Origin of the sequence: uncultured Slackia sp. (assembly GCF_934630525.1) — a bacterium.
In the GTDB taxonomy this organism is placed as follows: domain Bacteria; phylum Actinomycetota; class Coriobacteriia; order Coriobacteriales; family Eggerthellaceae; genus Slackia.
On the sequence record NZ_CAKTVX010000011.1, the window covers coordinates 1 to 11,683 of the forward strand.

9 protein-coding genes are annotated in these 11,683 nt (G+C 59.5%); 1 reads left to right on the plus strand and 8 read right to left on the minus strand.

All coding sequences use genetic code 11. The features are described from left to right. Positions 1-914: 914 nt before the first annotated feature. From dxr to pyrH, 5 genes are all read right to left on the minus strand, one after another. Positions 915-2,141, minus strand: coding sequence for a 1-deoxy-D-xylulose-5-phosphate reductoisomerase (gene dxr, locus Q0D41_RS08500; protein WP_294377892.1), 1,227 nt, complete (start codon positions 2,139-2,141; stop codon positions 915-917). Between the two features lie 212 nt (positions 2,142-2,353). Further along, complete coding sequence (locus Q0D41_RS08505) at positions 2,354-3,250, minus strand: phosphatidate cytidylyltransferase (RefSeq protein WP_294378067.1); 897 nt, start codon at positions 3,248-3,250, stop codon at positions 2,354-2,356. Between the two features lie 249 nt (positions 3,251-3,499). Beyond that, the gene (locus Q0D41_RS08510; RefSeq protein ID WP_294377895.1) at positions 3,500-4,279 is read right to left on the minus strand and encodes an isoprenyl transferase; all 780 of its coding nucleotides are present in this window, start codon (positions 4,277-4,279) and stop codon (positions 3,500-3,502) included. A 536-nt stretch (positions 4,280-4,815) separates the two neighbouring features. After that, positions 4,816-5,373 carry a ribosome recycling factor gene (gene frr / locus Q0D41_RS08515; protein WP_294377899.1) on the minus strand — a complete coding sequence of 186 codons (558 nt, stop codon included), beginning with the start codon at positions 5,371-5,373 and terminating at the stop codon, positions 4,816-4,818. Between the two features lie 56 nt (positions 5,374-5,429). Further along, positions 5,430-6,167: a UMP kinase gene (gene pyrH, locus Q0D41_RS08520; protein WP_114615865.1), complete on the minus strand. Its 738-nt coding sequence runs from the start codon at positions 6,165-6,167 to the stop codon at positions 5,430-5,432. Between the two features lie 425 nt (positions 6,168-6,592). Between pyrH and Q0D41_RS08525 the strand changes: the two genes are divergently transcribed. Beyond that, positions 6,593-7,354 carry a mechanosensitive ion channel family protein gene (locus Q0D41_RS08525; protein ID WP_294377904.1) on the plus strand — a complete coding sequence of 254 codons (762 nt, stop codon included), beginning with the start codon at positions 6,593-6,595 and terminating at the stop codon, positions 7,352-7,354. A gap of 196 nt (positions 7,355-7,550) precedes the next feature. Here the strand turns inward: Q0D41_RS08525 and Q0D41_RS08530 are convergent, their stop codons facing one another. The 3 genes from Q0D41_RS08530 to Q0D41_RS08540 all read right to left on the minus strand — a co-directional run bounded on the left by Q0D41_RS08530 (position 7,551) and on the right by Q0D41_RS08540 (position 11,496). Next, positions 7,551-8,078 carry a nitroreductase family protein gene (locus tag Q0D41_RS08530; protein ID WP_294377909.1) on the minus strand — a complete coding sequence of 176 codons (528 nt, stop codon included), beginning with the start codon at positions 8,076-8,078 and terminating at the stop codon, positions 7,551-7,553. Positions 8,079-8,230: 152 nt separating this feature from the next. Then, the gene (locus Q0D41_RS08535; protein ID WP_294377913.1) at positions 8,231-9,646 is read right to left on the minus strand and encodes an NAD(P)/FAD-dependent oxidoreductase; all 1,416 of its coding nucleotides are present in this window, start codon (positions 9,644-9,646) and stop codon (positions 8,231-8,233) included. 1,346 nt (positions 9,647-10,992) lie between these two features. Next, entirely contained in the window at positions 10,993-11,496 is a 504-nt protein-coding gene (locus Q0D41_RS08540; RefSeq protein ID WP_294377916.1) for a hypothetical protein, read from the minus strand. Positions 11,497-11,683 lie beyond the last annotated feature (187 nt).

The following is an 11,683-nucleotide window of genomic DNA, read 5'->3' on the forward strand; positions in this document are numbered from 1 at the left end:
GGCACGACGGCACGACGGCACGACGGCACGACGGCACGACGGCACGACGGCACGACGGCACGACGGCACGACGGCACGGATTCTAAAGCAAACCTCATATTTGGTCGCTTTTCTCAAGAAAATGGCAGAGATTTTCGGTTGTGAACGATGGTTTTGCGAACGTGAGCGAAAGCGGAAAATTTGACCTGGGGTTATGTCGCCCGAATCGGTCGATTCGGTAAAAATGAAGCCCAATAACCGTTCACAACCGCAAATCTCTGCCAAATTTCCGCGTTTGGGGACACGATTTCCCGAAAGACAGAGCCCAACACGAAAAGACATGCAAGCCGCAGAAAGGTCAGAGCCCCACCCCGGGAAAACATGCGCGTCGCAGAAGGGCCAGGAGGCCACACGACAAGATTGCGCACCACGGAAACGCCCGAGCCTTAATCCCGGAAGGCGCGCGAGCTTCCGAAAAGCCCGATTGAGCTCAAAAGACGTATTCGCTCCGAAAAGGGCACTGTACATTCGAGAAAGCACGCGATCAAAAAACGATGCACCATTCATCACGCAAATGAGGAAATGGATGGCGGTTGACACTGATGCCTCTATAAGACACATTTTGTGTTCCATAAGCTCGACCTTAGGATAATCGGCCCGGATGACCGTCCAAAAAAAATTGGACGCCAGCCTGCGCCAGCGTCCAAAACCAAATATTGTGCCCTCCGAGTCTCCGATATCCGCATCTCGAATAACACCCGCCTTCGATAAAGAAGGCCCAGCGGCGTTGCCCCGAAGAAATTCGAGGTGCCATGGCACGCTACCCGAGCCTTAATCGCTTTACGACAGGCAGCCACCACCCAAATTTCGATGGAGAAATCGGATCAAGCGCCATTGCAACTCGGGACCCTTTCGCCCTTCGTAGCCAGCAAGCCTTATTTCGCCCTTGCGGCGAGCCATGCGGCAGAAGCCTCGCGCGCCCAAGCGTCGATCTCGGCGAGCTGACCAAGGCTTTCAACCTTCTGCAGGCCACCGCCCTGCCCCGCCTCATGCGCCTCCATCATGGCACCGACGCAACCGTCGATATCCAGGTAGCCGCACGCGTCGCGCAAAAACGCCGCCACAGCAACCTCATTCGCGGCGTTCATGACGCATGGCAGCGTGCCACCCGTATCGCCTGCATATTTGGCCAGCTTAAAGCAACGGAACGTATCCTCGTCGACCGGATAGAACTCGAGCTTGCCGAGCTGCGTGAAATCGAGCGGCTCCACCGGAGCATCCCAGCGGTCGGGATAGCTCAGCGCGAACTGAATGGGAATGCGCATGTCGGTGGTGCCCAAATGGGCCTTCACGCTGCCGTCGGAATACTCCACCATGGAATGAATGGCGCTCTGCGGCTGCACGACCACCTTAATGCGGTCGTACGGCATGTCGAACAGATGATGCGCCTCGATCACCTCGAGGCCTTTGTTCATGAGCGTCGAAGAGTCAATCGTGATTTTCGAGCCCATGTTCCACGTGGGATGCTTGAGCGCCTGAGCGGCCGTCATGCCGCGCAGCTCGTCACGCATGCGACCGCGGAACGGACCGCCGCTCGCGGTGACCCACAAGCACGACACCTCTTCAGCACGCTCGCCGAGCAAGCATTGATAGATTGCACCATGCTCGGAATCGATGGGCATAAGAGCACCCGCCGGACCCGTCGCGGGGGCCACGCCTGCCGCGCGGCGAGCCGCATCGACCTTGGCCGCCATAGGCATAATAAGGTCACCGCCCACGACCAGGCTTTCTTTGTTCGCAAGCGCAAGCACCTTGCCAGCGGCGAGCGTCTCATAGCTCGCGCGCAGGCCCGCAGCGCCCACCAGGGCGTTCACTACGACGTCGGCCTCTTCGATGCTCGCGAGCGCGGCGACGGCCTCGGGGCCGAAACCGACCTTCACGCCGCCGTGCGCATTCGCGAGGCGTGCATCATGCGCAAGCTCCGCATTGCCGAACGCGATATTGCGCACGCGGAACTCATGCGCCTGAGCGAGCACGGTATCGATGCTGGAGTTGGCCGCGAGGGCGATCACTTCCAGCTTGTCGGGGTGGCGACGGGCCACATCGAGCGTTTGCGTGCCAATAGAACCCGTCGATCCCAAAACAACAATCTTGCGAGGCATGCCGCCTTCATTTGCATGAGCCGTATAGGCCATTTCAAACCACCCCTTACCAGAAGCGAAAGTGGGCCACTTTCGCGCCAAAAACCAACGAGCAGAGCTCAGGAAGGACCCGTTCGGATACGGCGGAAAACCCGCCCGGCCCAACGCGCGCTACCGAAAGCACCCCGGAACAAATTGCGCCGCTCAAAGAACGGCGCAATTATCCAACATTCCTATCCGAACACATACGGCACGCAGCCGCCGCCGATAAGCATCACAGCCGCAGTAACCGACGCCATGAACAGCGAGTCGCAGCGATCGAGCAGGCCGCCATGACCAGGCATAATGGTACCCGAATCTTTCACGCCCGAATTGCGCTTGATGCGACTTTCGGCCAAATCGCCCAGCACGCCAGAAAGACCGCAAATCAAGCCAAACACGAGCGCCTGGGGAATCGCCATGTTCACACCGGGAATCAGCGTGATGAGGCACCAAATGACCATGGAGCCCACCAGGCCGCCAATGAAGCCTTCCCAGCTCTTCTTCGGCGAAATGCGCGGTGCGAGCTTATGCTTGCCGAATTTGCTTCCCACCAAATATGCAAACGAGTCGTTCGCCCACACGCTGCAGAAAATGCCGCACACGAGCACGCCGCCCCAAATGCCGGGCAGCGACATGCGCACCAAAATAAGGCTCGAAAGCAGCAGGCCCGTGTATGCCGCGCCGAAAAACGACACGCCCACGTCACCCACGCGCGCACGCATGAAGAAGACATACCACACAAGCAACGCCACGAGCAGCGCGCCCGTCACCAGGAGCGAGCCGGAAAGCCCCAGCTTCCACATGCTGATGGGGTACGCCACCGCAGCCAGCGTACCAAGCAGCTCGTTGGGCAGCTTCGCGTCGCTACGCAGCATGAAGAATAGCTCGCCCGCGCAAATGCCCGAGAGCACGCACAGCATAATGACGCACGTCAGATTGCTCACGAGCGCAAGCGTCACCGAAAGCACCACGTACACGGCGCCCGTGCGAAATCTCACCTGCAAGTCGGTTGGATGCTTGAACTTATCAGGCGTTTTGCCATACGCGAATGCCTTCGCAGCGTCTTTTTTCGCTACGGCAGTTTGCATGACGTGCTCATACGTGGACTGGGCTTTTTCGAAATTGGTAGCCTCATGGTCGCGCGACCGGGCCGCCGCGTCGCGCCCTTCCGCCTGAGCCTCGACGTCGCAGGTGCGAGTCTCGGCCGCGGCATCGCGATTCTCCGCCCCAACCACAGGCTCGCACGAGACATCGGCAGGCTGAACGCCGACGACGCCTTCGCGCGCCGACTGCTCCGAAAGCTCATCCTCGAGTTTTTCGCTATCGGTTGACATGGACTACACCGCCCCAAACCTTCGATTACGCTCTTGGAAACTCAGAAGCGCACGCAAAAATTCATAGCGATCGAAATCGGGCCACAAGGTATCGGTCACGTAAAACTCCGAATACGCCACCTGCCACAGCAGGAAATTCGACAGGCGCATCTCGCCCGACGTGCGAATCACCAGGTCGGGATCGGGGCAATCGGCGGTATAAAGACCGCGCTCGAATTCCTCTTCAGTCAGCTCGCGCGGAGCGTCGCCGGCCATGGCGCGCGCAACAGCAACATCGATGCAGCGCTGCGTGGCGCGCAGCATTTCCTGACGCGAGCCGTAATTCACGGCCACGAGAAGCGTCATGCCCGTGTTGTTGCGCGTTTTCTCCCATGCCTCGGCAAACGCATCGCGCGTTTCCTGCGGCAACATGGAGATGTCGCCAATTGTGCGCACACGCACGTTTTCGGCATGCAGGCCGTCAACCTCGGCGAGCATGGTTTTGGCGAACAGGTCCATCAGTCCCACGACTTCTTCTTCAGGACGTTTCCAGTTTTCCGTCGAGAAAGAGTAAATGGTAAGGAAACGAACGCCCGCGTCGCTCGCCGCGCGAATGAGCTCGCGAACCGCCGCAATGCCGGCCTTATGGCCCTTCAGGCGATTGAGGGCACGCTTTTTCGCCCAGCGGCCATTGCCGTCCATGATGACGGCGACATGCTGCGGCACCGCGTCTTCGCGCAAAGCGTGCGCATCGAGCCCGGCGGGCGGGTTCGGGAACATTTCATCTATAGGTTTATGGAACATGTCAGCTCCTTCGAAATAGGCCCCTCTAGGGTACTCCAACGGCCAGAAGCCACCAACATGGGCCCCTGGCCGTTAAAATTTCGAAAGAAAAGAAGCTCGTTGATGAGCCACCAGCCGTTGATGTCGCGACGAACTCCGCAGCGCACATCACGCCACGTTACAGTCGTGCCAATGCAGGACTAGAAGCTCCGACGACGCGCTAGATGCCACCACCAGCGCCGCCGCCGATGCTTGCGCGGCGCAAGTACGCGAGCAATGCACTCGCCAGAGCCAACGCTCGCCATCGCGCAAGAACGGAAAACCCCTTCACGGACCGGCCAGCAAGAACCGGGGATAATCCCTCTCGCGTCGGACCGCAAGAACGGGAAGGGCTTCCCTCGCACGCCAGCCAGCGAGCGGAATTCTAGGCGAGCGAGTTGGCTTGAAAGAGAAGCGAAGTGTACTTCGGTACGCGAGCGACGATTAAAAGCCAAGGCGCCGTCCAGAATTCCGCGCAGCGTCGAGTCATTGGGCCGTTCGGAAGAACGGCCCAATTCCTAGATCTCCATAACGTCAGCTTCCTTTTTCTTCAGCATGGCGTCGACTTCGGCAATGTATTTGTCGGTGAGCTTCTGCACCTGCTCTTCCGCGCGACGAGCCTCGTCCTCGGGCAGCTCGGCGTCCTTCTTGGCGCGCTCGATCTTGGTGTTGGCGTCGCGACGCTGGTTGCGCACAGCAACGCGAGCTTCCTCGGCGTAGCTGCGGCACTGCTTCACCATTTCCTTGCGGCGCTCTTCGGTAAGCGCGGGGAACGGCAGGCGAATGACGGAGCCGTCGTTAGAGGGCGTGATGCCCAAGTCGCTCGCCAGAATGGCGGCCTCGATGCCGCGCAGCACCGACTTGTCCCACGGCTCAACGACGAGCATGTGGGCATCGGGCGACTTCACCGCGGCCATCTGATTGATGGGAGTAGGAACGCCGTAGTAGTCGACGCGAATCTTGTCGAGCACCATGGGGTTCGCGCGGCCCGTGCGCACGTTTACGAACGCCTCGTTCAGGTTGGCCAGGGCCTTCTCCATGCCGGCTTTCGCCGCATCCATGATTTCAGCAGTCATATTCTTGCCTTTCTCGTTTGCGGCGCGCTGGCGCCGTCGCGTTTGCCTTCGATGGTTTAATACACCAGGGTGCCGACCGGCTCGCCCTTCAGAATGCGGCTGATGTTGCCCGGCGTGGTCATGTCGAACACGAGCAGCGGCATTTCGTTGTCTTTGCACAGCGAAATGGCGGCCGCGTCCATGACCTGCAGCTCTTTGGTGAGCACCTCGAGGTAGCTGATCTTGTCGAACTTCACGGCGTCGGGATTCTTCGCCGGGTCGCTATCGTAGATGCCGTCGACCTTGGTGGCCTTCATCATGCAGTCGGCGTTGATTTCGCACGCGCGCAGGGCCGCCGTGGTATCGGTCGTGAAGTACGGGTTGCCCGTGCCCGCGGCGAAAATGACGACGCGGCCCTTTTCCATATGGCGAATGGCACGCAGGCGAATGTAGGTTTCGGCGACCTGGTGCATTTCGATGGCCGACTGCACGCGGGAGGAAACGCCGTGGCGCTCGAGGCCGTCCTGCAAAGCGAGCGCGTTCATGACCGTGGCGAGCATGCCGATGTAGTCAGCCTGCGCGCGGTCCATGCCGTTGGCGCTACCGGCGACGCCGCGGAAGATGTTGCCGCCGCCCACCGTGATGGCCACCTGCACGCCGTCGTCAACGATGTGCTTGATTTGCTCGGCCAAGTCGTCGATGACCTTCGGATCGATGCCATAGCCGTTATCGCCCATGAGCGCCTCGCCCGAAAGCTTCAGCAAAACGCGGTGGTACTTATATCCCTCGGCGGGCTTGGTAGCTTCTTCTGGCATGAGTGCCCCTTTCAAAAATCGCAGTTATCACCATTGTACTGTAACGAAAGCAAAGCACGAACGAGCGCGGACGTTTTCCGAAAAATCCTGCAATGACGCACTCGAAGCGCACGAATGTCGCAAGGCTCCCAGGGGCTCTAATGCAACCATTGCGCCAAAGCCGGTCCAAGCATCGCACGCATAGAAAGAGTGCCCGTGTCGACGCAGTTGCGATTCGACAGGCAATGCGGCGCATTCAAGGCCCATAAGGTGGGGGACGAGCCCAAGGCGCCCGCCGCCGCGCGTTGCATGAAAATGCCCGAACCGTGCGCTCCTGAAAGTCTCGCGAACATTGTGCGCATACCGTAACGATATGTCGCCGAGTGCCGTGGCGATGCGACAATAGCCGCCGAACGAACGCATTGCGTCGGCGCTAGGAGGCTCGCGTGAGTATTGAAGATTCGATTTTGTCGTTCATCACATCGGACACGATGCGCAACCTTATTTGGGCGGTTATTTTGGCGTGCGCCACCGCCGCGGCATCGAAAGTGGTAAAGCGCGCGTTGCATGCGATGCTCGACCACCCCGAAAACCCGCTGCCGGCATCGAGCCTCATCATCAACATCGGCCGCGGCGTGGTGTGGGTGATCGGCGGATCGATCATTTTGCAATCGTGTTTCGGCATTAATCCGAATGCGCTGGTCACAGCCCTGGGCGTTGGCGGCGTTGCGCTTTCGCTCGGCCTGCAGGACACGCTGTCGAACCTCATTGGCGGCATTCAGATGACGCTCATGGGCGTCGTGCGCCCGGGCGACAACATCGAAATCGGCTCGGAAACGGGCGTTGTGACCGACGTGGGACTGCGACACACCACCATCATCACGAAGCTCGGCGAGACCGTAATCGTTCCTAATTCGGTCATTTCGAAAACGTCGCTCGTGCAGCTTCCGCCGGCGGAGCAGTTCAAAGTGCCGTTCTGCGCGACAGGCGACGCGAGCAAGCTCGACGAGATTGCCGCAGAAATCGCCGAGCGCGCGAAGGCCGCGGCGGAAAGCATCTCGCCCGTGACGCAGGACCCGAAGGTGTTTTTCTCGGAAATCACCGAATACGGCTTCCGCGGTTCTATCGTGATGCGCGTGGAAGATTCCGCCGCCACGGGACGCGCGGCCGACGCCGTGGTGCGCGCAATCGCGCCGCTCACGAGGTAGCGCGACAACGCCCAACCAAACGCAGTATCAGCGGCCGCGTCTATCTATCCATCCAGGTTCGCTGCACTTCTCGAGTCGCATAAGCAGATATCGCATACCGCACAGCAAGGCCCCACGGGCATAAACCCGTGGGGCCTTCGACAAGGGCGCCCGGCATGAAGCCGTCATTCGCCCTTTTCCGTGTCGATTTCCGCTGCTACAGCAGGAAATCCTCGCGAGCGATGGTGCGCTCGGCGCGGCGCTCAGGCGAGGCGATGGTATCGGCCGCGTAACCCACAGTGAGCATGTGGTACGGATACACCCCTTCGGGCAAGTCGAACTGCTCGCACGCGATTTCGGGCTTGAAGTGGCACACCCAGCACGTGCCCAGGCCAAGCTCGGTCGCCTGCATCATCATCTGATCGCACACAATCGCGGTGTCGATAGGCGCCGCATTCATTTGGTCGTACGGGCGCACCCACGCGTCTTCGTCCACGCCGCACACCAGCAACACCACAGGCGCCCCGAAGATCGAGCCGTCGTGCGCGAAACGCGGCTGGCAGGCCGCCGCCTTCTCGAGCAGCTCGGGCGTGGCGCACGGCAAAACGCGCACGGGATGATTGTTGCACGCCGTAGGGGCAAGGCGCCCGGCCTCAAGAATGGCATCGAGTTTCTCGGGCTCGACAGCGCGCTTCTCGTATTTGCGGCAGGAGTAGCGCTCAAGGGTCAAATCGGCAAAAGACATAGCACGTCCCTTCTCTTCAGGAGGCCCGTCGAACACGACGGGCGACTCTCGTTACTGCAAGTGTAACGCGACAGCGCGCCTTTTCCGCACGGCTTTCCGCAATCGTTCGTGGTTTTCCGCGAGTCGACCTGCACGCCTTCCGAAAGCGGGCGCTACGCTTCACTCGCTAGGCGCTCGCCCATCAAGCAGCCCATGACCGACGCCATCATCAGGCCGCGCGTCCAACCGCTCGAATCGCCCAGGCAGTGCAGATTCGCGATGTTGGTGTCGAGGTTCGCATCCATCTTCACGCGATTGCTGTAGAACTTGAGCTCGGGCGCGTACAACAGAGTCTCGGCCGACGCGAAGCCGGGAATCGCCTCGTCGACGGCGAGCATGAAATTGATGATCGACGTCATCGTGCGATACGGCAGCGCGGCGGTCACGTCGCCCGCAACGGCGTCAGGAAGCGTGGGGCGAACGTTGGAGCGCGACAATTCCTTTTGCCATGTGCGCTTGCCGTCCAGAATGTCGCCGAAACGCTGCACCAGAATATGGCCGGCGCCCAGCGCGTTGCACAGCTCGCCGATTTTCTTCGCGTACGCGATGGGTTGGTTGAACGGCTCAAGGAAGTTATGCGTGCACAGAATCGCGAGGTTGGTGTTCTCGGACTTGCGCTCCTTGTAGGAATGCCCGTTCACCACCGCGAGGCCGCCATCGTAATTTTCTTGGCTCACGAAGCCGCCAGGGTTCTGGCAGAAGGTGCGCACCTTGTTGCGGAACGGATTCGGGTATCCGATGAGCTTACTTTCGTAGAGCACGTTGTTCACGCGCTCCATGATTTCGTTACGCATCTCGATGCGCACGCCAATGTCAACCGGGCCGGGCGCATGCTCGATGTCGTGCTCGCTGCAAAGGCGCTCGAGCCAATCGGCGCCGCGGCGGCCCGTCGCCACCACGGTTTTCTCGGCGAGAATCGAGAACTCCTCGCCCTCACGCGTGCGCACGCGAACGCCTTTGCATGCGGCCGAATCGGTCGCGGCGTCGCCTTCGATAATCACGTCGGTGCATTCCGTTTCGAACAACAGCTTCACGCCGGCATCGCGCAGATGGTCTTCAATGCGGCCGTAAATTTCTTGCGCCTTTTCGGTTCCAAGGTGGCGAATGGGGCAATCGACGAGCTTCAAACCCGCTTGAATCGCACGGCGGCGAATGTCTTTGACTTCGCCAGGATTGTCGATGCCCTCGACATGCTCGTCGGCACCAAAGGACAAATACGCGTCGTCGACCCGCTTGATGGCGGCCTGCGCCACGTCTTCCCCAATAAGCTCGGGCAGGTCACCGCCGACCTCATGCGAGAGCGACAGCTTTCCGTCAGAAAACGCGCCCGCGCCCGAAAAGCCCGTCGTAATGCGACATGGCTCGCAGCCCACGCAATGGCCGACTTTCGCCTTGGGGCAACTGCGCCGTTCGATGGGAAGGCCCTTCTCCACAAGCGCGATTGCCGTAGAAGGAGCATCTTTCAGAAGCGACAGCGCCGTGAAAATGCCCGCAGGACCGGCACCCACGATAACGACGTCGACGGTCATATTTGAAGTATTCGAATTGCTCGAAGTATTTGGAATAGTTGAAACGAAAGCTCCCACAGCATCCCCTCTTATGCCTGAAACGCAAACGCCCTCCATTGTAGCGCACGACTTCAAAAGAGAATGACGCCCGCGCCCGGCGGTCTCCCATCGGTTGTTCGGAGCGGCGGACGTCTTGGGCGACGCCGCTTTGAGTCCTCTTCGAGACAGGGATCGAGGCGGTGACTCCCGACTTCCTTCGAGGTAGGGACTCCCGAATCCCCTTCGAGGCATCGCCTCTGAATCTCCTTCGAGACGGGGATTTTGATTCCTCTTCGAGGCGGAAACAAGCGACCATCCGGAAGCGCCCGATTAGCATCCCTTGAAGCTTGCCCATATCGTTCATGGCAGAATATCGCGCCCAAGGGTCGCAAAATCGCGTAAATCCCCTTCTTCTGCCAGAATACGCGTCCCAAGGGACGCATATTCCGCCACTCCCGCAAAACGCGACGAGCCATTCCTCGGCGATCAAATAGAGATACACAAAACCCCAGTTCAGATAGCCTTATTACGACCGACAACTACGTCTTCGGTTAAGAAACAACCCTCAGAAACCCGCAAGCCTCGCACAAGGGCGATTTCATGACCCTTCCGCGCGTTATTCTGCCAGGCAGAAAGTCGAAGGGCTTAAGGCGCAAAGACACAATGCGCTGTAGCGATGAAGCCGCGCTCGGCAACAGCTTATCAACCGAAACAGCGCGAGAAGGGTCGATCGGCCCCGTGCAAGCAAAGACAACCAAGGGCGTCAACGCTCCATGCAAGAAAAGACAGCCAAGAACGCCGACGCCGCATACGGGCAAAAGCAGCCAAGAACGCAGCGCCCTATGCAGCCAAATAGCAACGGCGCGAGAACGCAAAGAATTCCATGCAATGCCAGAACAGGAGCGTCAAGCGATTCCGCGCAATGTGGGAGCAGAAACGTCAAGCGATTCCGTACGACGCCGATGCAGGGGCGCTAAGCGATTCCGCGGGGCACTGGAGCTGGTGCGCTAACGCCCCATGCAGCAACGGCATGAAAGCCCGACAGTTCCATGTCTCAAGCCAGAATCGAACCTCGCGGAGACAGCTCTATGCTTCAAGCCAGAATTGAACCTCAGGGAGACAGCTCTTCTCATCGCGTGGGGATGGCAAAGAACGCGGCACGGTAAAGCCGAGCTCAATAGAACAGTTCCTTCCTCGTGGAGGCAGATTTTCTCCCCGTGGGGGCAGCCCTTCCCACCATGGGAACGGCTCCTCTTAGGTTCCCCTTACAAAGTCCCTCTTAAACAGGATGGCTTCGCGGATTCTAAATTGGACCCCTCAATAGAGCCCTAAAGCAACAGGTTCCCTGGATCATCGATACGGCGTCGAAGATCGTAACGCATTCGCGGCCAACGCTTGCTCGAATGGCGCACACGTATATGGAGCGCTTTCGCTATGGCACGTGCAGCATCGTCGAACAAATCGGGGGATGCCATCTGGTCATGCGTTACCGTAATTACCGTATATCCCATTGCCTGCAATGCATTACGGCGCTCAGCGTTGCTCGCAAGAGCGCCCGGAGAACGATGAAACGCATTGCTGTCATACTCCACGTCGAGCATCGCGTCGGACCAAAATAAATCGAGCACGAAAAACTTGCATGGAGTGAACTTGCGCGCGTCGCCCGTGACATCAACGCGCCAATTCATGCGAGGCGCGGGAAACCCGTAGCCGCCGAGCGTTTGCCTTAAACACAGCAGCATCGCAAGCTTCGCTTCCGCGGGAGACGCCGCACCGTCAAACGCATAGCGAAGCGCCGTTGCTGCCTTAGCGGAGCCGGGAAATGGAGCCAACGCATCGACGCAATTCGCCAACCGCCTCACGCTTGTCAATGGCCGGGCGGCAACAAAGCTCCCATCAGGAAGAAGCGAGTATGTACCGCAAAACTCGAAAGCAAGCAGCAGCAAACTCTCGACGGACGCGCGCATGGAAACTTGCACAAAGGCATCTTCGACGGAAACAACGTAGACGTCGAGATTG